This window comes from Streptomyces violascens (genome assembly GCF_014649955.1).
GTDB classification, from domain to species: Bacteria; Actinomycetota; Actinomycetes; order Streptomycetales; family Streptomycetaceae; genus Streptomyces; species Streptomyces violascens.
On the sequence record NZ_BMUA01000032.1, the window covers coordinates 46,155 to 67,246 of the forward strand.

The following is a 21,092-nucleotide window of genomic DNA, read 5'->3' on the forward strand; positions in this document are numbered from 1 at the left end:
AGCCTGGCATCACACCTCAGACTTCAGGACACATCACCATGAGAACCACGCGACTGAAAACGCTCATACCCGCCGCTCTCCTCGCCGTCGTGGGCGGACTGCTCGCCCCGGCCTCCTCAGCCCAGGCGGATCCAAACACCGGCCAGATCGCCGCCCCTCAAGGGCCCATGTACACCAATGGCACGCCGTCCCTGCGCGCACGAGCTGCAGCGGCACCGGGTGCACCGTCGATCAGCATCACGCGCAACGGATTCACCGCGGAGTCGGTGGAGAAGCACTCCCCGTTGATCCGACTGCCACAGAAGGAGGTGGTCGGAAACGTCTACTACAAGCTGAAGCAGTCGATGACACTCGACACCAAGTCGCTGGACTTCTGGGAAACCCTCACCGTAGAGGTCACACGCACCGACGGCCTGGGCACCGGCGCCACACTCAGCGTGACCCCCTCATGCGGCGGAACCTGCACCGCCCGAAGCAGCCTGCCCAAGAGCATGAGCATGACGCCCGGCGCCGTCCTGACCGGACGCATCGACTACACCGACGCGGTGAGCAGGGGTGCCCACGACGACAGCGCGAAGTACGTCCTGGAAGTCTCCCGGCCCGGATTCACCGCAGCTTCCACCCGCTGGGAATCCCCGGCGTTCCGCTGCGACGACCAGGTCAAGGGCATGCGCGCCGGATGCGTGATCCCTGAGGCAGCCCCGACCCTCACCACCATGAAGCAACTCCCCGGCATCGCACAGAACATCCGCAACATCCAGAACGCGCCCGGAGGACTCGGGATCGGAAAGCCGGGAAGCGGCCACCCCCTGACACGCACCACCAGCACGGTTGTGGAGCGCGCCAATCGGAACACGGCCTGCCCGGCGCGGGTCAAGAAGGCAGCCCCTTCAGGTATGAGCTGTGACGAGTACCCCTTCGCAAAGACGATGGAAGGGGCTGCGAATGCGCAGAAGCCCAACTGGGGGTTCGCCTACGTCCCCGTGAGCGAACAGAACAGTCAGGGCGGCTACCTCAGGGCATTCTTCATGCAGGAACGGATCCTGGACGGCGACAGCTTCTACGTGGAGGTATAGGCCCTCATGAGTAAGGCAACCGTGCGGCTGGAGGTGTCCGCGCACCAGTACTGGATCGCGGGTGATGTTCCAGAGTTCGGTGGATGGGACTACAGCGGCTTCAACGGACTGATCGCATCCCTGGACGCGGGCAGGATCGCGCACCCGGGCCAGTTCGCCGTGGTGATGACGGGCACCGACACTGGAGGCGTCACGGTCACCCTCGACGTGCGCAACCAGCCGCCCGAACAGGTCGACACCGACGCCTGGGACGACGTGGTGGAGATCAGCCTGGACTGCCCCGGCGAGTACCTGGCCGTGACCAGCGACTGCGAAGCAGACGAAGAACTCCCCGACTTCACCGACGCCCAGCCCGGCCCGTTCCGCATCCGTGTCCACGCCCGCGGCCGCGACGCCGGCGAAGAAGCCAGCCTGAACGACATTGACGGGGACGCCGAGCCTGTGGAGGAGCACCTCGTCATCGCCTGGCCCGCCCCCGTAGCCCCGGAAACCATCCACAAGGCCACGGACCGCTTCGGCGCCGGCATCCGGGCCCGATAGATCCGCAATACCAGGATGCCGCCCCGGGGCCGCCCGCCGCGCTCCGGCACTCGCCCAATAGAAGCCAGCCCCAACTAAGCGGCCTTCCAGGTACGCGGTACCCGGAAGGCCGCTCCGATGCCCGCTCAGTCGCTGACCGCATTGAGGGGCTGCGCGTGCGCTGATGCCCCAACAAGGAGATGCGCGTGCGGCAGGAGTTGGCCGAGCAGGCGGCGGCGGAACGGACCCGGCGGCCGCGCGGGCGCCCGCAACTGCCTGCCGACCGGGAACGGGTGCACGGCCGGGATCTGACGTACATCACCGACAAGTCCCGGGGCGACGCAGCCTGGAACGGCCCCTTCACCACCGCCAGGCCCAGGTGATGCCGACCTCGGCGAGCTTTGCTGGACGGCCCGCTCGCCTGCGCTTCTGGGCCGTCGGCTGAAACCGGTTGTCACAGGCGGGACCTACAGTGCGGGCATGGACCAGGCAGAAGTGGCGCGGCCTGGCCATGCGAACGGACAAGCTCGCCATCGCTTACCAGGCCGCACTCCACCTCGCCGCCATCGTCATCTGGGCACGGCGGTGACGACGAAGCGACGGCGATTCAGTCGTAGAAGAAGAGCTCAAGGTCCTCGACGGATCCCGGCCCGGTGAGGAAGCCCTCAGCCTTCGCGACCTCGTCTTCTGGCGGCAGCTCACCCTTCAGGAGGTGCCGCATCCGCATCCAGATTTCTACTTGCTCGCCGACCGCGTAGATGCCAGACAGCAGCTCGGCCATGCCCGCCGGTTGCGGCGGGCGGCACCCGGCGACGGGTTGGAGCACCCATCCGCCCGACCGGGCCGCGAGTCGAAGCACCCCGGCCCAGTTCGCGATCCTCCCGATTCGCACGTGCCACGGGTCCTCGGTGAACGGGGCCATCCGCCCACCATGAAGAGGGTTTGTGGCGGCGCCGATGTCCTCGATGACTTGCCGTTCCACGGCGTCACGGACCCAGCGTCCCTCCTGCGCTTCTTCGATGGCAGCTTCCCACCACTTGCATGCGCCCTCGAGTCGGTCCGCGAATGTGTCCATGCGGACAGGCTTCCATGCACGATGCCGCAAGCGTTCACGAGGGCACCGATCAGTGGACCGACTCATCGAGGAGACAGGCTCTAGTCGTCGGTAGGCTCGTCGATCGGCCAGGCGATCTCCAGGCGGTTGCCCGGGTCGTCCGGTGTCCCGGTCCACCGGCGGTAGACCATCCGGGCCGGGCCCGCGAAGGCGAAGCCGTGCTCGGTGATCCAGTTGGCGACGGCGTCGTACGCGCCGAGGATCTGCGGGAACACGGCGGCCGCTCCCTCGACCTCCGTACAGGCGAGGGTGCTCTCGGGCAGCTCGCGCACGGTCATGCCTTCGGGCAGGTCCGTGGGCTGCGCCCCGTCCTCCCAGAACGGCAGGCACGCCTCGACGAGCGTCTCGTTCTCGTCGTCGCACACTCCGTGGAAGCGGACGAAAGCTGGCCCGGTGAAGGTGAGCGGGCCGCGGCCGGCGACCTCGTACATCTCCTGGTAGGCGCCGCGGAGGAAGGCGTCGAGCCCGGAGTTGTCCAGGGTCGCCCCGCAGACGAGGATCCGTTCGGCGGCGCCCTGGCGGACGGTGACGCGGTGGGTCATCTCTGCTCCTTCGGTCAGTCGGCTCAACAGGCTGTGGACCATGGAACGCTGCACCTCCAGCCGCCGCTCGGCCGCCCGCAGATGCGCCCGCAGGGCGGCGACCAGTTCCTCCTCGCCGCCGCCGAGCAGCCGGCGCACCTCCTCGATGGGGATGTCCAGTTGCCGCAACGCCCTGATCGACTGCGCCGTACGCACCTGGTCACGCCGGAAGTACCGGTAGCCGCTCACCGGATCGACGAACGTCGGCACCAGCACGCCACTGGCGTCGTAGTGCCGAAGCGCAGTAACCGAGAGGCCGCTGGCCTGCGAGAACTGCCCGATCGGCAGCAGGTTTCTCCTGTCCACGGCATTGACTGTGCCGTCTCGCGTTACCCGAGAGTCAAGCCCGTCCTCGAATGATGGCTTCACCGCCATCGCCAAGGTGCGCCCGAGCGTCCCCGCGCGCCGAAGTTCCGCGACGGCCTGATCCGAAAGACACGCCCTAGCGGTGGATGACGGCGCAGGGGTTGTCGCCGGGTGCCTTGTTGAAGGCGATGCACAGTCTCGTCCCGTCGGGGAAGGTCTGCCCGCCCTTCCAGTACCAGTGGACGATCGAGGTTTTGGTCAGGCCCCAGGTGTGGTGGGTGGCGTTCTGCCAGCCGGTGATGTTGTGCGGGGTTGATCGTGCGGTGAGGGTGTAGAGCTGGGCGCGGGTGCCGGCGGGTTGGCCGTCCATGTAGCCGTCGACGGTGTCGACGCGCAGACCACGGCCTTTGACGTGGATGCCGACCTTTCCTTCTTCGACGGTGGCGTTGGCGTGCGCGGGGGTGGTGCACAGGCTCAGCACGGCGGCCGCCAGGACGGCGGGCAGGGTCTTCTTCATACCGTGGTCAACCCGCTGGTGGGGGAAAGGTCACCGAGCCGTACAGAGCCACGGCTGGCCTTGTGGCGCGGGGCCCCGGGGTGCGGTGTTCCGTCACGCCGGCATAGGGCCGGCTGCCTTCCCCGGGGCGAAGGCAGGATCGCACGCAGACCCGCCGGGTGTCCGCGTGATCGTGGTGGGCGGCCGGCAACCACCATTTGTCCCGGATCTGTCGAGTGGGTTCGTGCTGCGCGTGTGCGGGGCACGAGCGGTGCTGATGGCATCCGGAAGTATGAGCGTGTGGCCGGCGCCTATTTCCGCTGTTGGCAGGCGGCCGCCGTGCAGACCTGCGTCTCAGTGGGGGAGTTGTTGGCGGCAGGCGGTCACGACGGCGGGGTCAACGCCGGCTTGGCTGGCCCAGGCGCAGACGTCCGGCCCCTGGTAGCGGGTCCGCGGCCGCGATGCTGGAGGCCGGGGAGTGGACGGGCGCCGGTGGCGTGCCGAGGGGGCTTCTTCTCGCGGTCGGGACCGGGCTGGTCGGCGGTGGGCAGGCTGCGCAACGTCGGTCCGGGGGTGTGGGGCCCGGCCGGTGTCGGGGGATTGTGCGGGGGCGGGTGGGGCTTGTGCCGGGGCGAGGGTTTCCCGTGCTGGAGGCTGGACGGGCTCGGGCCATGAAGCAGTGGGGTTCACGACAGTGAGGCGGTTCCCGCCCGGCGCAAGCTCTCGTGGCTCCTGCGTCGGCATGGCGGGGGTCGGGGAGACGCAGCCCGCGGTGAACAGCATGGCCAGGGCGAGCAGCAACAGACGGGGGCGCATGTGCCTACCGTGGCCTATCAGCCAGGGCCGACGGAGCAGGCACGTAGGTTCGGCGCCCCCGCCGACCGCGGTTTGCCACAGAGGTACGCCTATGCGGTACATCCACACGCCGGTGTCGAGCTGCTGACGCTCCTCTTGAGCGAATCTCATCGAACGTTGACGGAACGCAGTTCGTCTTATCGATGGTTAAGCACACAGGTCAGAGCGTTGTGCAGCTAGCTTCGCGATCTTGAGATGATCTCTGTCATGACGGGGGACCCGAGGATTCAAGAAGCCGTGTGGGCTGATGGCAGGAACTTGTACGACGCCGTCCCCCACCTCGACACCATCATCGAGACCATTGGTAGGGACCTGGTCTTGGAGGAGCACTCGCTGGCGCTCAACACGGCTTACGTAGCGGCGCAAATGGTCGTGGAGCAGGCGGAGTCGACGGGGATCCGCGACGAGGAGACGGCACTGCTGGTCGTCCGTACACTCGCCGAGGCGGCGGCCGCTACGGAACGCGCAACTGATGGTTCCAATTCGTAATGTGCCACCGCATTGGCCTGTGAGGTAGGCGGTGCTGAGACTGCTCAATGTCCGGTGCGACAGGACAGCGGATGCCCTGTCGCACGGAACCCTGAGCGAATCTTCACCGAACGTCGACGGATCGCAGCTCGTCCCATCTGAGGGTCAGCCGACTGTGGTCAGTCGATCCAGTCATGGAACCGGGCATGCGACGGTCTGCATGCCCCATCGGCCAAGGCCTTCTCGTACGCCTGCTGTGATGCGGTGATTGCTTCTGCCGCCGAGGCGGTGGCAGGCACGTAGGCTCCCGAGTAGACCGTGCATGTTGGATGGACCGGCTGGACGGCGTACCAGCCGACGGCGGCAACGGCGGCTGCCAGGACGGCCAGAGTGACAAGTCGGCGCCGGGGTGTGCGGAAGAACTGCCTGATCACCCTAGGGATTGTATGGAGAGAGTCGCACCGGCCTCTGCGCGGCGATCCGCCGTGAGGGCTCTGCTGGCCTCCACTGACTGGGCTGGCGTTGCCGGGACAGGCACATGGTGGCGAGGCGTTCGGGGCGGTGGTTCTCAGGTGTGCCGGGACAGGAGGGCGACGAAGGTGAGGTAGGTGATGGCGGCGGTGGCCACGAACCAGAAGTAGGGATTGCCGTTTCTTCCGGATGCCAGTTCGCCGATGAAGGCGCTGAGGTTTCCCACGGTGAGCACGATGCCCGTGCCTGCCCAGGCCATGCCTCCGATCCGGGCGAAGCGCTCGTCGGGAGTCTTATCGGTGAGGCCTTGATAGGTCTCGCTCCGGCGGCCCAGCAGTATTAAGGCAAGGCTGCAGAGCGCCAGGATCCCTAATGTCACGAGGCCGAGGGCGAGGTGGCCGCCGACTGTCGCCGCGATGAGGCATGCGGCTCCGACGGTGAGGAAGAAGCCGGGGACGGACCGCCTGGCTGCGTTACTGCTCATCTGCTGTGCTCTCTTCGGCATGGAACATCTCCTCGACGCTGACCTTGAAGAACTTGGCCATGGATATGGCGAGCGGCAGGGAGGGTGTGTATCGCTCGGTCTCGATGGCGTTGATCGTTTGTCGTGAGACCCCGAGGGCGGTGCCCAGTTGGCCTTGGGAGAGCCCTTGTGACGACCGAAGTTCTCTGACGCTGTTCTTCACATGTAAAGCTTACTTGTCACCCTCTGCTGCTTGTCAAGCATGCTTTACAGGAAGGAGGGGCTCGCACGGCGCCTTGGGCACTGTGTTCACCGTCCAGGTAACCGGGCGCGGACTGCCAGGACATTTGTCCTGCGGCAGTCGGGATTCTTCGCTCTGCCGCGGGACCCCTCCCCGACGGGAGTATCAGTGGTGTCGGCAAGGGGCCGGCGGGCACTGCGAAGTCGTGAGGGGAACGCCATGAGCGCGACGGTTGTGATGGAGACTCAGACTCAGACTCCGGCTCAGGTTCAGGTCGACGCCGAGGTCGAGGTCCAGGGGGCCGGCGCCGAGGGTGTTGTGCTCAAGGGGCTGCCGAACTGGTACTTCCCGCTGGTGGGTCTCTTCGCGGGGATCTTCGACATTGCTCGTGCCTACCCGATCCTGTACGCGCTGATCCCGGTGGTGGCGATCGTGCAGATCGTGCTCGCGTTCACCGTGCTCAAGGCCCGGATCCGGTACATGAAGTCGCTGTGGAAGAACAAGCGGACCCGGTTCCTCGCGCTTGGTCTGCTGGCCGTCCGGTTCGTCATCCGGTACGGGCTCGGGGTTGCCGGTCTCGCGCTGGGTGCGGCTGCCGGGCAGCTGACGCTGGGCATCGTGATGGCGGTGATCGGCACTGCCATGGCTTGGGGAGACCAGTGGCTTATTCTCCGCACTCTCAAGCACGCCCAGCTCAAGGCTGCCTGACGGACCGTGGAATCACCCGACACCTCAACCGTGAACCCCACATCGAAACAGGGCCCCGCCGCGCAGCACCGCGGTATGGGGCCCTTCGCATGCGCTCCATGCAGGCGTCTGATCCGTGCTGGGGGCACCCGCTGCCACGGGAGTGGCGTGCGGGGCCTCAGCCGAGGGGCACCGTGGCTAGGGATTCCCACTCGTACATGCGGTGGTCGCGATGGATGACGATGAGTTCTGCTTGGGTGATCCGGCCATGTGCCGGCTCGATGGCTGTGTCGGCGAGTGCGGCAGCGAACGGGGCTGCGGGTCCGGTGCTGTTGCTGTAGCCGACGGAGACGTGCGGCGTGAAGCCGTCGGCGCGTTCGGGGACTTCGGGCAGTACGTCACCGATGGCCGCGCGGATGGCGTCACGGACTGCCCGGACGGCTGCGGCGGGTTGTACGGGCGCAAGGATGGCTTCCGGGTCGACGACGGGGTTCTCCAGCGTGACGTCGAAGGCCGGGATTCCAGCGAGACGTGCCCTGGCCGCTTTGGCGATGTCGAGAGCGTTTTGTCTGTCGACTTCGCCGACGAATCCGATGCCTTGCATCGTGAGGTGGAGCCACTGGTCGGGGATCAAGTCGAGCCCGCCGAGGGGCGCGAGCACGGTGCGGTAGGCGGCGGCGAAACGGTGGATGTCCGCCTGGCCGTCGAAGGTCAGGTGCCAGGTGTAGAAGCGGCGGCCGAAGTCCCAGCCCGGCCGCCAGTACCAGTGATCCCGCATGTGCTCGGGTGCAGTCGTCATGGCCCCTGACCCAATCAGGGTGACCCCTCGCCTGGCGAGAGGGCCAAGTGCTGGGGCCCGGAGTCCTGTCACCAGTCGGTCAGAACCCGCCGCGCTGTGGTCGTGGCGACTCCGCTCGCGGCGCGTCCCACGGCCATGAGCTGCCCGAGGTCCTGCATGGGGGGCGTGATGGAGGCCAGCCGTTGCTCGGGCGGCATGGCCAGGACGGGGGAGTGGGCTTCCACGGCGCCGTCCGGCTGGGGTGCCCAGGAGAGCGATGGCGCGGGTGATGTGGATCTGGGCTTCCGTGCCGTACCCGCAATTCGGCTGCGCGCCGAGACGCGCCAGCAGACGAGCGCCTAAGGCGGCGAGCAGCATGGCAGGTTGACCAGCAGCCGGGCGTCGATCTGATGAGCGGGTGACACCGGTTCTTCCGATTCACCCGTCAGATCCCTCAAGTGGGCGAGGCAGATCGCCGGTTAGCATCAGTTCAGACGACCGTCGGCCACGGCCCTACAGTTCCATCCGGTAGAAGACTTTGTCGGTCTTCGGTGCCACGCCGTAGGCCTGGTAGAAGTCGAGGGCTGGTGGGTTGTCGGCGTCGCCGGTCCACTCGATGCGCGAGCAGCCCGCCGCGGCAGCGTCTTCCTTGAGTCGGGCCATGAAGAGTTGGGCGATGCCGCGGCGTCGGGCAGGTTCCCGAACGTACAGCTCCTTGAGGTAGAGCGAGGTGTCGGCACCGGCGGCTGGCCACAACAAGGAGTACGAGGCCAGCCCCAGTACGTTGGTGCCCTCGCGGGCGAGTAGCACAGTCGCGGCGGGCCGGTCGGAGAACAGCGCGGCCCGGATCTGTTTCACGTCGCCGGGCGTCTTGTCGCCTCCGTAATAGGCCTCGACCTCACCGAGGATCTGAGAGATCACCTCGATGTCTGCTTCCGTGGCCGACTCGATCTGCACCGTCATCAGCTATCCCTCTCCCGCAGGTAGCGCCAGCACCTCCCGCAGCACCTCGCCTTCCGGCAGGCTCCGCGCGTCGGGGACTCTATCCGCCAGTTCCCGCGCCCGATAGATGATCAGCGGGCTGCGATGCTCCTCCGGAAGGGCCATGAGGGTCGCCGTGGCGTGGGCCGCCGCCATGACGGGTTCCCCCTCGATCACGTAACACATGGCCTGGTCGAGGCCGATGAACGCCCGGTCGGTGTGATCATCCATCGGGTACAGCTCCAGCGCCCGCTCCTGCTCGGCACGGGCGCGCCCTGTCTGCCGCAGATGTGTCCAGGCGTTCCCGGCGTGGAAGCGCAACTGCGACTCGGAGTACCCGAACGCCGATCCGGTGCGCAGCTCGCCGTCGAGCCGTTCCAGCGCGGCCTCTCCCGCGCGCAGCGCGCTGGCGGTCTGCTCGGCCCGGCCAAGGCGGGCGTACGCGCGGGCCTCCAATGGGGCAGCCAGAGCGGGCCCGACGCACGGCAGACCCCCGGCCAGGTCCCGGGCGTGGATGGCGAGTTCGACGGCGCCGTGCACGTCGCCTTCGTAGTAGAGCTGGTAGGCCTCCTGCGCGTACATCCACGACAGGGTGGCCCGGTCCTCGGCGGCCGCGGCTGCAGCCCGTCCGGTGCGCCACCAGTTCCGGGCGGCCGGGTCGCCGAGCTTCAGCAGGGTGAGGGCCATCAGGCCGGACATCTGCGCCGCGGCCACGGTCAGTCGCCGGCGCGCCGGCGCGGGATGCCGGTGCGCCAGGAGCCGGTTGAGATCGGTGAAGTCGGCGATCAGGTCGGGGAGCTGGTCGCTCTCGGCCCGGTAGCGGGTGGCCCTGCCGTGACGGGCCACGGCGTACTCCACCTCCTCTACCGACATCGCCGTCATGGGGCCTGCGGAGAGAGCGTCGAGGAGCCCGGCTTGGAGGGCGGCTGCCTGTGCGGACAGCGACGCACCGGGCGGTGTGGCGGCCAGCCTGCGCAGCTCGCCGCCCGCGCCGACGGCGTCGTCGAGAGCGGCAGCCATGGCGGGCGACGGCGTCTTCTTGTCTTGTTCGAGGTCGGCGACGTAGCTCTTGCCGCAGTTCGCGAGGAGGGCCACGTCGCGTAGTGACCGGGTGCCGCGCAGGCGCCGGAGGGCCTGGCCGAACGACTCGTCCATGAGTTTCTTCCCCTGCTGTCCGCCCTGTCCGCCGGGCAGCGGACACCAGCGGACGCCGCTTGCCTGTCCTACACGGTGCGTATTGGAAACGCTACTCCCAACAACCGATCCGCTACGGGGACTTGAGAGAGGCCATCATGCGTGCCATCAGCACCGACGCCGAGACGGAGGCCGCCGTCGCGGCGTGGCTGGCCGACAGCCTGAACCGGCCGGGTAACGCGCGCCAGCAGTGGACGGACGGGCACGTCGCCCTCCTCGCCCTGGGCCGGCGGTTCTCCGCCGTCCGCCTGGCTGACGACCTGGTGTACGCCGTGGCAGCCGGTGCGGAACCGGCGACCGCCAGCACTGTCTTGCGCTTGTTGCGCGGACCGGTCATCCACGACCCGCGCAACCACCGCTTCTACGCCCTGGTGCCGTCCTCTCCGCCCGGCCCGGGCCTCGGCCGGTATGCGACGCACCTCGGTCTCGGTCACTACATCGGCGTGCCCAAGGTCGGGGACAACGAGCCGACCGGCACGCTGGCGAGCTACTGGGCCGTCCCCGCAACCGCCCCCGGCGCCCTGTGCGATCCGATCCGGCTCAGGGACATGATCGAGATGGGCACCGCCGCGCTCGACCGCCAAGCCGCGTCATGAACGCACCACGGAACCCAAGGGGTTATGTGGTCCCCGAGCGCCGGGTCGCCCGGCAGATGTTTTGGCAGGAAGGGCACCCGGAGGTCGTTGAAGTCGGCGACAAGCCGATTGGGCCGTCCCCCGAGGGGCTGGCCCGCGTCGTGCCGTCAGCGGACGACGACGTTGTAGGCCGGGCCGATCTCCGGCTGGAGATCGCCGTATCCGAGGTCGGCGATGATCGGGCCGAGTACCTTGCCGAACGCCTCGAAGCTTTCGGCGGACTCCCAGACGTCGGTGATCCGCCAGCCGCCGTCGACAGGGCCTGCGGCGTGCGAGAGGAGGCCGACGACGGGAAGGTCCGTGACGCTGGTGAACCCCTTTCCGTCGGTGAGGCGCTCGACGCAGCTGTCGTAGAGCTCCGGTCCGATGCCGGGGACGAAGAAGGTGACGATGATGGCCATGGGAGTGCTCCTGTCGGTGCGGTGCCGCAGGGTTCCGGGGCGAGCCGGTTGCGCGCACCAGCCCTCGGCGCCCTCGGTGACTTCCCATCTCTCGGGCATAGCATCCCCGGCGGCGACGGCTCGTCGGCGCTCTCGGGCGCGGGTCGTTGGCGCGGGCGCGGATGACGACCAGTGCACGCGCCTCACAGTCGCCATCGTTCGCCGCGGGGTTCGTTCTCTTCGGCGCGCCGGGCCAGATGTTCACGGTCCGCCGGACGGCCTGGGTGTCGTTGAGCGAGGGCGACATGCGCTCGGTGCGGCGTCGGTTCGGGGCCCTCGGTCTGAGGTGGCCGGGTTCAGTCGTCGAGGTCGATGACGAAGTCGACGATGGTGGTGTCGCCGCGGCGCACGATGGGGTGGCCGACTTCGACGACGCGTCCGGTGTCGGCGATGTGGCGGCGGGTGTAGCGCATGACGGGGACGCCGGCCCCGATCCGCAGGGTGGCGGCTTCGGATTTGTCCGGCATCCCGGTGGTGAACGACTCGGTGATGCGGGTGACGGTGATGCCGAGGGAGGCCATCTGGGCTCGGGTGCCGCCGGGCCAGGGCTCGTTGATGGGGTCGGCGACGGGTGTTCCGGAGACATCGGCCCAGCGGAGGTAGGACGTGGCCATCTGGGTGGGCTGGTCGTTGTCGTAGAACACGAAGTGCCGGGCGAGCAGCCGCTCGCCGATTTCGCTCTCGAAGAGCGCGGCGAGCTCGGCGTCGGCCTGGACCTTTTCGAAGCGTTTGTCGAGCCGGTACTCGGACCAGCCGATGCCCTGGTCGCGGGTGTAGGGCGTGGACTTGGCGCCGTGGGTGGTGCGATAGCGGTCGGCGGCCATCCGGTGGATCGGGGGCCGCGGGCGCACCCGGGTGCCGGCGCGGGCCCGTGTCTCGATGAGTCCCTCGTTGCGGAGCAGTGCCAGGGCGTTGCGGATGGTTGTTTCGGAGACGCGGTAGTGCTCGCAGAGCGCGGGCAGGGTGGGGATCTGGTCGCCGGGGCGGAATTCGGCGGAGTGGATGCGGCGTCGCAGGTCGTCGGCGATCCGCAGGTACTCGGGCTCTGCCACTGCCACACCACCGTTCTGGATGATCGCGTCAATCTGTGTACACATACTTTGCCCTTCCTCTTGACCTGCGCCAACTCCAGCGACAATCTGAGTACAGAAAAGCTTTATCCGTACTCAGATAACAGCTGGGGGCCGGTCATGCCCGAATCGGGGCACACCTGGCGCAAGGCTTTCAAAGGGCTTCCCGAGGAGGCCCGCACCGTCCGTGTGTGGACGGCCGGCCGCCTCGGTCACCCCGATGCCCCGCTCATCGCGAACGAGCTGTTCACGGCCGTCCTGGGTGCCGGGCCGGACAGCATCGAGATGACCCTGTCGACGGCGGGCACCAGGATCCGCATCGCCGCGGACGGCTCCGTCCAGCTGTCGTTCCTGCAGACCCGCGGGCCGGGCGCGATCCTCGTCGGCCAGCTGTCCGCGTCCTCGGGCGTCTCCGAGGACGGCCAGACCCTGTGGGCCCTGTTCGAAGGGGAGTCCTGATGCCACAGCCCACCACCGGACATGACGCCGCCGTCCAGGCGGCCGGCTCCGCCACGCGCACCGACATGCGCCGCGATATCGAGATCGCGATGGCCCTGGCGGTCACCTGTCCCAACGGCGCCGTCGCCGCTGCAGTCCGGGGCCGTCTGCGCGGCTACATCAGCGGGCTCGCCGAGCCCGCCGGAACGTACGTGCACGCGCTCAAGTCCGAGACCAGGGACCGCGACATCGCCGAGGGCACCCTTCGGCACGCCAAGAACCTGCTCCACGTATCCGGCAGTGATCCGGCCGCGCGCCTTCGCCTGCTGGCCAAGGGCGTCGATCACCTGATGCGGTACGCCGCCCAGGCCCGCGCTGAGGCTGAGCGGCCCTGAGACCGGCGCCGGACCGGAGGAGGCTCCCCGGCCGGCGTCCTGGTGCCGTCTCTTCACGTCCCCCCGAGAGGGGACGGCACCAACCCCGCCCCGCTGCAGGGGAGGGGTGCGGCACGGGCAACTGCCCGCGCCGTTCGCAGAGAAGAAGAAGGAGATCCTCGTGGAACTGTCCAAGTCCGAACTCGCCGTCCAGGACCAGCCCGTCGTGAAGGACGCGGCGGGCGGCATCGCCGCGCTCACCGTGCCGTCCAGCGTCGTACGGATCGAGGACGTCGAGGAGGAAGGCGGCGTCGCCTAATCCCGCGCAACCCGTGGTGCCGGCACCCCTGGCGGTTCCGGCACCGCGGCCACGCCTGTGGAGGAGCACATGATTCACGTCTACGTCGGACCCACCCTGCACCACGGGGAACCGCTTCTCTCCGCACCCCGGGTCCGTGTGCTGCCGCCGATGCGGCACGGTGACCTGTTCGATCCGGCGATCGGCACCGGGGACACGGTGGTCCTCATCGACGGGATGTACCACCAGGCTGCGGCGGTGCGGCACAAGGAAATCCTGGCCGTGCTCGACCGGGGTGTCCGGGTCATCGGTGCCGCCTCGATCGGCGCGCTGCGCGCGGCCGAGCTGAGCGCGTTCGGGATGACCGGCGTCGGTGCGGTCTTCCGCGCCTATCTGCGCGGTGATCTCGACGGGGACGACGAGGTCGCGGTCGGGCAGCAACCGGACGGCAGCTGGCGGTCGTTGACCTGGCCGCTGGTCAACCTCCGCCACGTCCTGGCCATCGCCGCACGCGACGGGGTCATGGCGCCGGACGCTGCGGCCGGGCTGCTGGCCGCGTTCGGCGGCGTCTACTACCCGCACCGGACGCTGCCCGCGGTTCTCGCGATCTGCCGGCGCCACCATGCCGACGCCTTCGCGGCCTGGCTCCAGCAGCGGCGCTCGGCCGATCCGTACTTCGGCGACGTCAAGCGGGCCGACGCCCTCGAAGCCGTCCTCCTCGCGCTCACCAGCACCCATGCGCCGCAGGATCCAGTACCAGCACGGTGCTGGGACACCGGGTACTACCGGCGCTGGGCCAACCACTTCGCCACGCTCCCCGTGGCCGGGGAGCCGATGGCGACGGCTAGGCGCGTGGCCTACCAGCAGCTCTTCGACCCCGGCTTCCCCGCGGTGTGGCGCGCCTGGCTCGGCCACCTCTCCGAGCACCCGAACGACGGCACACCAGGAATGCCGCTACCGGAACGCATGGCGGAGCTGACCCAGCCGCACACCGGCCGCATCCCTGCCCACACGCTCTTCCATCCCGTACCCGACCTCAATGACCCGAGCACCGTGGCCCGCCTGCTGGCTCACGAGAGCGCTGCGGACCGGGCGACGATTGCACGGTACGCAGCCTGCAACGACACGGCCCGCCGGACCCAGCCGGGCTTCTGTCCCGAAGCACTCGACAACGCCGTGACCGGCCGCGCCCTGCAGTGCCTGTGGCACTGCCCCGGCGCACGGGAACTCGACGACGAAGCCGCAGCCCGCGGCTTTCACACCAGCGCCCACGCGGTCGCCGACCTGAAGCACTTCCTGACAGGGCTCCTCCACGACCAGGAGCACCATCACAGCCTGTCCGGACGGGAGTTAACCGATGCCCAGTGACCCCATCTACCTCGACGGGACCGTCCGCGCCCGGCTGCCCCACGAAACCTGGACCATGCTCGTCCCCCTGCTGCCGCGGTACGGCATCACCCGGGTGGCCCGCCTGACCAGGCTCGACTACCTGGGCATGCCCGTCTGGACGGCGATCCGCCCCGCCTCGCAGACTCTGACGGCCACCCAGGGCAAAGGCGCCAGCGACGACCTCGCCAGGATCTCCGCTGTGATGGAGGGCATCGAGCTGTGGCACGCCGGACAGCCGCTGCGCACCGTGCGGCGAGCCCCGGCCGCCGGCCTCGACCTGCCCTATCCACTGACTGCCCTGCCGGTCAGGACGACGGCGCCAGGAGTGGAAAACCTCCAGCTGGACTGGGTTGCCGGCACCGGCGTCCTGAGCAGGCGCCATGTCCTGGTGCCGCTCGGCCTGGTCCAGCGCACGGCGGCGCGCCCCATGTGGGAGCCGGACCTGTTCCGCACCAGCAGTACGGGGCTGGCCTGCGGGAACTCCCGGGACGAGGCACTGCTGCACGCCATGTACGAAGTCATCGAGCGCGATGCCCTGTTCACCGACGACCTGGCCTCGGGCGCCGGGAGGACCCTGATCGACCCGGCGACGGTTGCGGACCCGTACTGCCGTCGTCTGCTGCTGTACCTGCTCGGCGCCGGCGTCACGGTGGAGCTGGTGTCCGTGGACAACGGGTACGCCGTTCCGGTCTGCATGGCCTATCTGTGGTCCGAGGACTACCCGGTGACCTTCGCTGGGACCGGCTGCCATGCCGAACCGCACATCGCGCTCTCGCGCGCCATCACCGAGGCCGCGCAGTCCCGCCTGACCTGCATCGCCGGCACCCGCGACGATCTCCCCTCCCACGAGGCAGCCTTCGACGCCGCACTCCCCGCCCGCCCCCACAGCGCCCCAGGACCGTATGAGCCCTGGAGCGTCCTGGCCGGCACACGGATGGGATGGCCCGTCACCCTGGCCGAGCAGGCCGAGGCGATCGCCCGGAGAATCCAGAAAGTGACCGGCTACGAGCCGATCTGCCTGGACCTGTCCGACCCGGCCGAACCCCTGGCCGCGCTGAAAGTCATCTGCCCCGCCGCCCGGTCACGGATCACCAGATCGGTACCCCGATGAACACCCAAACCCAGGAACAGCAGCTCCGCGACGGCTACGACGCCTTCCACCGCAGCCGCGCCCACAGCACGTGGGTTGCGCGCCTGTACGCCGAAGCCATGGGAGACGCCTATCCCACTGAGGTCGCCCCGCACAGCTCCTGCGACTGGCCCCTGTTGGCCACCCTGGTCAGCCAACTCCGCCTCAACCCCGGCGATCTCCTGGTCGATGCCGGTTGCGGCACCGCAGGAGTAGGCCTCTGGCTCGCGCGCGCTCTGTCCGCCCGCCTGATCGGCATCGACATCTCACCGGTCGCCGTCGACCTCGCCACCGCCCGCCGCCCGGCCTTCGTGACCCCGCAACGAGCCACGTTCCGCGTCGCCACCCTGGCCGCAACCGGCCTGCCCGACGCCCACGCTCACGGCTTGGTATGCGTGGACGCCCTCGGAAACGCTCCCGACCGAGCCGCAGCTCTCTGCGAGTTCCTCCGCATCCTGCGCCCCGGCGCCCGGGCCGTCCTCACCCGCGCCGTGCGCCACGCTCCGCAATCCCTGTCCTTTGAACAGGAAGAGGCCGCCGGTTTCATCGTCGAGGACGTCACCGAGCGGCCTGAGGAGCCCCAGATGTGGGCATGCCTCTACCGCCTGTGGATCACCCACGAAGCTGATTTGCGCAACGAACTGGGCGACGACCAGGCCAACATCATGCTCAGCGAGGCCACCCGCATGCTCCCCCGCCTCGCCGGGCGCCGGGCGCTCGTCATGACCCTGCTCCGCCCGCCCGACCCTGCGCTGTCCCCTACGCTCCATCACGCAATCCTCGACGGAGAACAGGAAACTTGATGAAGATCGCCGTACTGTCGGCTGGTTCGTGGGGGACGGCCTTCGCGGCGGTCCTGGCCGACGCGGGCAACGACGTCCTGCTGCACGCCCGCCGCGACGAGATCGCCGACGCGATCAACCACCGCCACGAGAACCCCGCCTACCTGCCCGGGATCACACTGCCCACGACGCTGCACGCCACCACCGACCCCGCCAAGGCCCTGGCCGGGGCTGACTTCGTGGTGGTGTCCATCCCGGCCCAGTCGCTGCGCGCCAACCTGGCCCGGTGGGCACCCCTGATCGAGCCGCAGACGGTCGTGGTCAGCATGATGAAGGGCATCGAGATCCACAGCGGTCTGCGCATGTCGGAGGTCATCACCGAGGTGACCCGGGTACCGGCGGACCGGGTGGCTGTCGTGTCCGGCCCGAACCTGGCCCGCGAAATCGCCGAGAAGCAGCCCGCCGCCTCCGTCATCGCCAGCACCAACGAAACGGTCGCGAAGACGCTGCAACAGGCCTGCATGACCCCGTATTTCAGGCCCTACACGAACACCGACGTCATCGGCTGCGAGCTCGGCGGTGCTACCAAGAACGTGATCGCCCTCGCCGTCGGCCTCGCCAGCGGCATGGGACTGGGCCACAACGCCACCGCCCTGCTCATGACCCGAGGCCTCGCCGAAACCGCACGCCTCGGCGCCATCCTCGGCGCCGACCCCCTCACCTTCTCCGGCCTCGCCGGCGTCGGCGACCTCATCACCACCTGCTCCTCGCCGCTCTCCCGCAATCGCACCTTCGGCGAACACCTCGGCCAGGGAATGACGGTGGACGAGGCGACCGTCGCCACGAAGCAGACGGCAGAGGGCGTGAAGTCGTCCGCTGCGCTGCTGGCCCTCGCCCACCGGTACGGGGTGGAGATGCCCATCACCGAAGTCGTGGTGGATGTCATCAAGCGGCGTATCAGCGTCACCGAGGCAGCCAGCCGCCTGATGGCCCGAGCACCGAGGTCCGAGCTTTACGGCCGGTGAATCCACAGGCCTTCAGCTCCGTGTACGGAGACTGCGGATGTTCGGGGGCTCTGTCCGTGGACTGCCGTGCTGGCCATACGCTGCTGACCGTGACGCGCTTCGATGAGGTCAAAGCATCGTTCTGGAGCAGCGACGACGATGGTGTCCAGCCGTCCTTGACTGAAGCTGCGGTACGGGATGCCGAGTTCCGGCTGAGTGTCTCGCTCCCCGCCTCGCTTCTGTGCCTGCTGCGGCTGCAGAACGGTGGCCGCGTGGCGGATCGATGGAATGCGTTTCCCACCTGCGTGCCCACGTCGTGGAGCGATGATCACGTGCCGTTGGACGAGCTAATGGGGATCGGCGGGCGCGAGCGGATGACATCGGTTCTGGACACGCCCGAGCTGATCGAGGAGTGGGGCCTCCCCTCGCCGATTGTGTTGTTGTCCGGTGACGGGCACTGCTGGATCGCGCTCGACTACCGGGTCTGCGGTCGGCTTGGTGAGCCGTCGGTCACCTGGTTCGACACTGATGCGGACACGGAGCTGGCTCTTGCGCCGGACTTCGCGTCGTTTGTTGAAAGGCTCGTCCCGGCTGATGGGTTCAAACTGGATATTCAGCCGTCCCAGGGGATTGAGCTGCGGTGGTCAGGCTCGCGTTGTACCTGTGTGGGTGACGTCAGCCGCGACGCTTCCGGGTAGCACCCCCATACCAGCCACCGGGAGGCAGTTGATGGACATCTACCGTTCGGGCGGAAGCTTCGACAACAACAGCGGGAGCATCGGACGGGTCATCCTGCCCGACCCGGTCCCCGCAGGGAAGCGTCTGGTCATCGAGACGGTGACGGGGTTCTACTCGATGGACAACGGGGGCGTGCTCGGCTCTGCCTTCCTGACGGCCAGCAACAGCGGACTGGAGTACGCCTTTCCCTGGGTGCCGTGCGGTCCGCCGCCTTCCGGGCCTCCCGACCGCAGGTTCTACGGCTTCAACTACAGCTCGACGATCTACATCGACGGCCCCGCTACGTTGCAGTTCGACGCAGCCGGAGCGTCCGGCGGCCCGATTCTGAGCGGTACCTACACCGTGACCGGAACCCTTGAATCCCTCTAGATGGATGAGTCCAAGGGGAGGTGTCCTGCGCCAGCATCCTGATCATGTGCTTGACCAGCCCGGATGCGTTGCGCAGGCGCTTGTTGTACCCGGACTGCTGGGGTAGGTACGGGAACAGGTGGCGGAAGTCCCGGTCCGCGCGCCGCAGCCACCGCCGCTCCGAGGCGAAGCCGAGCAGCGCCGACATCACCGCCAGCGTGACCAGTTCGGCGTCACTGAGCGTGGGCGCGATCCCGACTGCCGGGCGCCACGGAGCCAGATGCGGTGAAGCCTTCAGTTCGTCGTCGGTCCTCACGTAGAGCGCCGTTGCGAGGGTGTCCAATTCTGTCTTCACACACCGACATTGGACACTCTCGCGGCATGCCCGCAGGCGGATGCTCGGACTCGCTCGGCATGCGGACAGTCGGGTATCGGCGGCTGTTCGGCCGAAGCGGATGTCTCCATCCCCCGAGCGGGGGAGCCGAGTTGGACCTTGGGCATGATTCGGCGGGGTGATCCGCCGGACAGCATGGAGCCATGGTCACGTTTGGGACACCTGCAGGTGCTGCCATCTCCGAAAATCCGCCTCCTGCCCGTTGGGTGGTCCGATCCGCGCACGTCGTTGCCCTCACTGCTGTGCCATCCGGGATTTGGCGGATCACGATGGGACTCGGCATCCCGGTGGCAGCAGGACCTGGCGCTGAGCCCCGAGGTCTATGACCAGTGGCGCGCGGCTATCAAGCGGTGGGACCGCGACGAGCGCCGCACTCGCGCCGACGACTCCGGCATCCTCCTGGCCGTCCGCGCTCTCTATCTCGACCTGCACAGCTGGGCCATCGACGAGCCCGAGCAGTGGGCTCAGTGGGTCGTGCCCTGCCCGATCCGGCCGAAGGAACTCAAGGGGTTCGCCAAGCGCAAGCGGGAGATCCACCAGCGGATGTCCGACCGCATCCGGGTCCGCCAGCCGCTGCTGCCCACCCTGGTCGCGCACGTCGAAGGCCGCTACGAGCACTTAACGGGCCTGCTCAAGAAGGCCCGCGCGGTCGAACTCGGAGAGATCTTCGAGCACGACGGGCACTCCTACCGGCGCACGGACAGCGACCGCGATCGCACCTGGGCCAAGAGCCAGGACGAACCACCGGTCCGCGTCACCGACGAGGACGGACAGGTCCTCAACGTCACGCTCACCGAGGACACCGCGTTCTGGGAATGGGCCGGCCTGGAGATCCTGCGGCACAGCGGTATCCGCGTCGAGGAGCTCTGCGAGCTCACCCACCTGAGCATCCGCCAGTATCGGCGCCCGAACGACGAGGTCATCGCCCTGCTCGTCATCGCCCCGTCCAAGAGCGAACGCGAGCGTGTCATCCCGATGTCCGCGGACCTGTTCCACGCGGTCGCCCAGATCATCCGCCGCCTCACCCCCGACGGCCAGCCCGTCCGCCTGCTCAACCGCTACGACCCACACGAGAAGACCTGGTCAGAGCCCATGCCGTTCCTCATGCAACGGCAGAACGGCACACAGCGATCAGTGATCTCCCCGACCACGTTCCTCCACATGTTCGCCCGCAGCTGCGAGGAACTCGCCGAGTCCCACCGGGCCTTCGCCGACATGACCTTCACGCCGCACGACTTCCGACGGCTCTTCGCCACCGAGATCGTCAATGGCGGCCTGCCCATCCACATCGGCGCCGCCCTGCTCGGCCACCTGAACCTCCAGACTCTCCAGGGCTATGTCGCGGTCTTCGCCGAGGACATCGTCGCCAACTACCAGCGGTTCCTGAACCACCGCCGCTCGCTCCGGCCCGAGATCGAATACCCCGAGGTCACGCCCGAGGAGTGGGCCGATTTCGAGGAGCACTTCGACAAGCGCAAGGTCGAACTCGGCAACTGCGCCCGCCCCTACGGCACCCCCTGCAACCACGAACACGCCTGCATCCGCTGCCCAATGCTCCAGGTCAACCCCAAGATGCTGCCCCGCCTCGCGGAGATCGAGAAGGACCTTCTCCTGCGCCGCAAGCGAGCCCAGGAGGAGCACTGGCTCGGCGAGGTCGAAGGCATCGACTCGACCCTGACCTTCCTCCGCGCAAAACAGGCCGAAGCCGCCCGCCTCTCCAAGAGGCCCACCACCAACCTCGGCATCCCACGCCCACGCCCCGAGGAGATCCAGTGATCCCCAACAAACCACGATCGAGTGAGCGCAGACAAGGAAGAAGCAGG

The 21,092-nt window shown here is 68.3% G+C and carries 28 protein-coding genes and 2 pseudogenes; 17 read left to right on the forward strand and 13 right to left on the reverse strand.

Features of this window, described 5'->3' with window-relative positions; all coding sequences use genetic code 11:
* Positions 1 to 38 precede the first annotated feature (38 nt).
* From IE206_RS36525 to IE206_RS36540, 4 genes and pseudogenes are all read left to right on the forward strand, one after another.
* A complete protein-coding gene (locus tag IE206_RS36525) occupies positions 39 to 1,076 on the forward strand; it encodes a NucA/NucB deoxyribonuclease domain-containing protein (RefSeq protein WP_189970012.1) in 1,038 nt (345 codons plus the stop codon).
* A 6-nt stretch (positions 1,077 to 1,082) separates the two neighbouring features.
* Positions 1,083 to 1,616: a hypothetical protein gene (locus tag IE206_RS36530; protein WP_189970014.1), complete on the forward strand. Its 534-nt coding sequence runs from the start codon at positions 1,083 to 1,085 to the stop codon at positions 1,614 to 1,616.
* A gap of 185 nt (positions 1,617 to 1,801) precedes the next feature.
* A complete protein-coding gene (locus IE206_RS36535; protein ID WP_189970016.1) occupies positions 1,802 to 1,978 on the forward strand; it encodes a hypothetical protein in 177 nt (58 codons plus the stop codon).
* A gap of 107 nt (positions 1,979 to 2,085) precedes the next feature.
* Positions 2,086 to 2,184: pseudogene (locus IE206_RS36540) on the forward strand (IS5/IS1182 family transposase); the annotation flags it as partial.
* A gap of 18 nt (positions 2,185 to 2,202) precedes the next feature.
* Here IE206_RS36540 and IE206_RS36545 read toward each other — a convergent pair.
* From IE206_RS36545 to IE206_RS36555, 3 genes are all read right to left on the reverse strand, one after another.
* The gene (locus tag IE206_RS36545) at positions 2,203 to 2,670 is read right to left on the reverse strand and encodes a hypothetical protein (protein WP_189970018.1); all 468 of its coding nucleotides are present in this window, start codon (positions 2,668 to 2,670) and stop codon (positions 2,203 to 2,205) included.
* An 80-nt stretch (positions 2,671 to 2,750) separates the two neighbouring features.
* On the reverse strand, positions 2,751 to 3,596 hold the full coding sequence (locus tag IE206_RS36550; protein WP_189970020.1) for a MerR family transcriptional regulator: 846 nt from the start codon (positions 3,594 to 3,596) through the stop codon (positions 2,751 to 2,753).
* 136 nt (positions 3,597 to 3,732) lie between these two features.
* Positions 3,733 to 4,113 carry a hypothetical protein gene (locus IE206_RS36555; protein WP_189970022.1) on the reverse strand — a complete coding sequence of 127 codons (381 nt, stop codon included), beginning with the start codon at positions 4,111 to 4,113 and terminating at the stop codon, positions 3,733 to 3,735.
* A gap of 1,041 nt (positions 4,114 to 5,154) precedes the next feature.
* Here IE206_RS36555 and IE206_RS36560 point away from each other — a divergent pair.
* Positions 5,155 to 5,436: a hypothetical protein gene (locus IE206_RS36560; protein WP_189970024.1), complete on the forward strand. Its 282-nt coding sequence runs from the start codon at positions 5,155 to 5,157 to the stop codon at positions 5,434 to 5,436.
* Positions 5,437 to 5,594: 158 nt separating this feature from the next.
* On the opposite strand, the gene IE206_RS36565 is transcribed toward IE206_RS36560, so the two are convergent.
* The 3 genes from IE206_RS36565 to IE206_RS36575 all read right to left on the reverse strand — a co-directional run bounded on the left by IE206_RS36565 (position 5,595) and on the right by IE206_RS36575 (position 6,572).
* A complete protein-coding gene (locus tag IE206_RS36565) occupies positions 5,595 to 5,849 on the reverse strand; it encodes a hypothetical protein (protein WP_189970026.1) in 255 nt (84 codons plus the stop codon).
* 134 nt (positions 5,850 to 5,983) lie between these two features.
* Positions 5,984 to 6,370, reverse strand: a complete 387-nt coding sequence (locus tag IE206_RS36570) for a hypothetical protein (RefSeq protein ID WP_229853326.1) — start codon at positions 6,368 to 6,370, stop codon at positions 5,984 to 5,986.
* Positions 6,360 to 6,572: a helix-turn-helix transcriptional regulator gene (locus IE206_RS36575; protein ID WP_189970030.1), complete on the reverse strand. Its 213-nt coding sequence runs from the start codon at positions 6,570 to 6,572 to the stop codon at positions 6,360 to 6,362. The genes IE206_RS36570 and IE206_RS36575 overlap by 11 nt, the downstream gene beginning before the upstream one ends.
* Before the next feature lie 237 nt (positions 6,573 to 6,809).
* Between IE206_RS36575 and IE206_RS36580 the strand changes: the two genes are divergently transcribed.
* Positions 6,810 to 7,298: a hypothetical protein gene (locus IE206_RS36580; RefSeq protein ID WP_189970032.1), complete on the forward strand. Its 489-nt coding sequence runs from the start codon at positions 6,810 to 6,812 to the stop codon at positions 7,296 to 7,298.
* 157 nt (positions 7,299 to 7,455) lie between these two features.
* On the opposite strand, the gene IE206_RS36585 is transcribed toward IE206_RS36580, so the two are convergent.
* The 4 genes from IE206_RS36585 to IE206_RS36600 form a co-directional block, all read right to left on the reverse strand.
* Positions 7,456 to 8,076 (reverse strand): 2'-5' RNA ligase family protein, encoded by a 621-nt coding sequence (locus IE206_RS36585; protein ID WP_229853327.1) that lies wholly within the window; start codon positions 8,074 to 8,076, stop codon positions 7,456 to 7,458.
* A 68-nt stretch (positions 8,077 to 8,144) separates the two neighbouring features.
* Positions 8,145 to 8,300 (reverse strand): hypothetical protein, encoded by a 156-nt coding sequence (locus tag IE206_RS36590; protein ID WP_189970034.1) that lies wholly within the window; start codon positions 8,298 to 8,300, stop codon positions 8,145 to 8,147.
* A 268-nt stretch (positions 8,301 to 8,568) separates the two neighbouring features.
* Complete coding sequence (locus tag IE206_RS36595) at positions 8,569 to 9,018, reverse strand: GNAT family N-acetyltransferase (RefSeq protein WP_229853328.1); 450 nt, start codon at positions 9,016 to 9,018, stop codon at positions 8,569 to 8,571.
* Positions 9,019 to 9,021: 3 nt separating this feature from the next.
* Complete coding sequence (locus IE206_RS36600; RefSeq protein WP_189970036.1) at positions 9,022 to 10,191, reverse strand: helix-turn-helix domain-containing protein; 1,170 nt, start codon at positions 10,189 to 10,191, stop codon at positions 9,022 to 9,024.
* Between the two features lie 137 nt (positions 10,192 to 10,328).
* Between IE206_RS36600 and IE206_RS36605 the strand changes: the two genes are divergently transcribed.
* Positions 10,329 to 10,826 (forward strand): hypothetical protein, encoded by a 498-nt coding sequence (locus tag IE206_RS36605; RefSeq protein ID WP_189970038.1) that lies wholly within the window; start codon positions 10,329 to 10,331, stop codon positions 10,824 to 10,826.
* Between the two features lie 146 nt (positions 10,827 to 10,972).
* Here the strand turns inward: IE206_RS36605 and IE206_RS36610 are convergent, their stop codons facing one another.
* A complete protein-coding gene (locus IE206_RS36610) occupies positions 10,973 to 11,266 on the reverse strand; it encodes a hypothetical protein (protein ID WP_189970040.1) in 294 nt (97 codons plus the stop codon).
* Positions 11,267 to 11,601: 335 nt separating this feature from the next.
* Positions 11,602 to 12,402 carry a GntR family transcriptional regulator gene (locus IE206_RS36615; protein WP_189970042.1) on the reverse strand — a complete coding sequence of 267 codons (801 nt, stop codon included), beginning with the start codon at positions 12,400 to 12,402 and terminating at the stop codon, positions 11,602 to 11,604.
* 93 nt (positions 12,403 to 12,495) lie between these two features.
* Here IE206_RS36615 and IE206_RS36620 point away from each other — a divergent pair, with 93 nt between their 5' ends.
* From IE206_RS36620 to IE206_RS36660, 9 genes are all read left to right on the forward strand, one after another.
* Positions 12,496 to 12,834, forward strand: coding sequence for a hypothetical protein (locus IE206_RS36620; protein ID WP_189970044.1), 339 nt, complete (start codon positions 12,496 to 12,498; stop codon positions 12,832 to 12,834).
* Positions 12,834 to 13,208, forward strand: coding sequence for a DUF6415 family natural product biosynthesis protein (locus IE206_RS36625; RefSeq protein WP_189970045.1), 375 nt, complete (start codon positions 12,834 to 12,836; stop codon positions 13,206 to 13,208). The genes IE206_RS36620 and IE206_RS36625 overlap by 1 nt, the downstream gene beginning before the upstream one ends.
* Positions 13,209 to 13,314: 106 nt before the next feature.
* Positions 13,315 to 13,506, forward strand: a complete 192-nt coding sequence (locus IE206_RS36630) for a hypothetical protein (protein WP_189970047.1) — start codon at positions 13,315 to 13,317, stop codon at positions 13,504 to 13,506.
* 69 nt (positions 13,507 to 13,575) lie between these two features.
* Positions 13,576 to 14,853: a TfuA-like protein gene (locus IE206_RS36635; protein ID WP_189970049.1), complete on the forward strand. Its 1,278-nt coding sequence runs from the start codon at positions 13,576 to 13,578 to the stop codon at positions 14,851 to 14,853.
* A complete protein-coding gene (locus IE206_RS36640; RefSeq protein ID WP_189970052.1) occupies positions 14,843 to 15,985 on the forward strand; it encodes a YcaO-like family protein in 1,143 nt (380 codons plus the stop codon). Before IE206_RS36635 ends, IE206_RS36640 begins: the two co-directional genes overlap by 11 nt.
* Complete coding sequence (locus IE206_RS36645) at positions 15,982 to 16,806, forward strand: class I SAM-dependent methyltransferase (protein WP_229853329.1); 825 nt, start codon at positions 15,982 to 15,984, stop codon at positions 16,804 to 16,806. Before IE206_RS36640 ends, IE206_RS36645 begins: the two co-directional genes overlap by 4 nt.
* Entirely contained in the window at positions 16,806 to 17,810 is a 1,005-nt protein-coding gene (locus IE206_RS36650) for an NAD(P)H-dependent glycerol-3-phosphate dehydrogenase (RefSeq protein ID WP_189970054.1), read from the forward strand. The genes IE206_RS36645 and IE206_RS36650 overlap by 1 nt, the downstream gene beginning before the upstream one ends.
* Positions 17,811 to 17,899: 89 nt before the next feature.
* Positions 17,900 to 18,487 carry an SMI1/KNR4 family protein gene (locus IE206_RS36655; RefSeq protein ID WP_229853330.1) on the forward strand — a complete coding sequence of 196 codons (588 nt, stop codon included), beginning with the start codon at positions 17,900 to 17,902 and terminating at the stop codon, positions 18,485 to 18,487.
* 31 nt (positions 18,488 to 18,518) lie between these two features.
* A complete protein-coding gene (locus IE206_RS36660) occupies positions 18,519 to 18,896 on the forward strand; it encodes a hypothetical protein (protein WP_189970056.1) in 378 nt (125 codons plus the stop codon).
* Positions 18,897 to 18,905: 9 nt separating this feature from the next.
* Here the strand turns inward: IE206_RS36660 and IE206_RS42850 are convergent.
* Positions 18,906 to 19,230 (reverse strand): annotated as a pseudogene (locus IE206_RS42850) (IS982 family transposase); the annotation flags it as partial.
* A 267-nt stretch (positions 19,231 to 19,497) separates the two neighbouring features.
* On the opposite strand from IE206_RS42850, the gene IE206_RS36665 reads away from it, so the two are divergent.
* Positions 19,498 to 21,045, forward strand: a complete 1,548-nt coding sequence (locus IE206_RS36665) for a tyrosine-type recombinase/integrase (protein ID WP_189970058.1) — start codon at positions 19,498 to 19,500, stop codon at positions 21,043 to 21,045.
* Positions 21,046 to 21,092: the final 47 nt, after the last annotated feature.

Excerpts from the sequence above, each read along its gene's own strand:
- IE206_RS36640 (WP_189970052.1), top strand. The coding sequence starts at position 14,843 with ATGCCCAGTGACCCCATCTACCTCGACGGGACCGTCCGCGCCCGGCTG.
- IE206_RS36560 (WP_189970024.1), top strand. The coding sequence starts at position 5,155 with ATGACGGGGGACCCGAGGATTCAAGAAGCCGTGTGGGCTGATGGCAGG.
- IE206_RS36605 (WP_189970038.1), top strand. The coding sequence starts at position 10,329 with ATGCGTGCCATCAGCACCGACGCCGAGACGGAGGCCGCCGTCGCGGCG.
- IE206_RS36585 (WP_229853327.1), bottom strand. The coding sequence starts at position 8,076 with ATGACGACTGCACCCGAGCACATGCGGGATCACTGGTACTGGCGGCCG.
- IE206_RS36600 (WP_189970036.1), bottom strand. The coding sequence starts at position 10,191 with ATGGACGAGTCGTTCGGCCAGGCCCTCCGGCGCCTGCGCGGCACCCGG.
- IE206_RS36645 (WP_229853329.1), top strand. The coding sequence starts at position 15,982 with ATGAACACCCAAACCCAGGAACAGCAGCTCCGCGACGGCTACGACGCC.
- IE206_RS36530 (WP_189970014.1), top strand. The coding sequence starts at position 1,083 with ATGAGTAAGGCAACCGTGCGGCTGGAGGTGTCCGCGCACCAGTACTGG.
- IE206_RS36570 (WP_229853326.1), bottom strand. The coding sequence starts at position 6,370 with ATGAGCAGTAACGCAGCCAGGCGGTCCGTCCCCGGCTTCTTCCTCACC.
- IE206_RS36595 (WP_229853328.1), bottom strand. The coding sequence starts at position 9,018 with ATGACGGTGCAGATCGAGTCGGCCACGGAAGCAGACATCGAGGTGATC.
- IE206_RS36525 (WP_189970012.1), top strand. The coding sequence starts at position 39 with ATGAGAACCACGCGACTGAAAACGCTCATACCCGCCGCTCTCCTCGCC.
- IE206_RS36625 (WP_189970045.1), top strand. The coding sequence starts at position 12,834 with ATGCCACAGCCCACCACCGGACATGACGCCGCCGTCCAGGCGGCCGGC.
- IE206_RS36660 (WP_189970056.1), top strand. The coding sequence starts at position 18,519 with ATGGACATCTACCGTTCGGGCGGAAGCTTCGACAACAACAGCGGGAGC.
- IE206_RS36615 (WP_189970042.1), bottom strand. The coding sequence starts at position 12,402 with ATGTGTACACAGATTGACGCGATCATCCAGAACGGTGGTGTGGCAGTG.
- IE206_RS36610 (WP_189970040.1), bottom strand. The coding sequence starts at position 11,266 with ATGGCCATCATCGTCACCTTCTTCGTCCCCGGCATCGGACCGGAGCTC.
- IE206_RS36620 (WP_189970044.1), top strand. The coding sequence starts at position 12,496 with ATGCCCGAATCGGGGCACACCTGGCGCAAGGCTTTCAAAGGGCTTCCC.
- IE206_RS36580 (WP_189970032.1), top strand. The coding sequence starts at position 6,810 with ATGAGCGCGACGGTTGTGATGGAGACTCAGACTCAGACTCCGGCTCAG.
- IE206_RS36635 (WP_189970049.1), top strand. The coding sequence starts at position 13,576 with ATGATTCACGTCTACGTCGGACCCACCCTGCACCACGGGGAACCGCTT.
- IE206_RS36545 (WP_189970018.1), bottom strand. The coding sequence starts at position 2,670 with ATGGACACATTCGCGGACCGACTCGAGGGCGCATGCAAGTGGTGGGAA.
- IE206_RS36650 (WP_189970054.1), top strand. The coding sequence starts at position 16,806 with ATGAAGATCGCCGTACTGTCGGCTGGTTCGTGGGGGACGGCCTTCGCG.
- IE206_RS36555 (WP_189970022.1), bottom strand. The coding sequence starts at position 4,113 with ATGAAGAAGACCCTGCCCGCCGTCCTGGCGGCCGCCGTGCTGAGCCTG.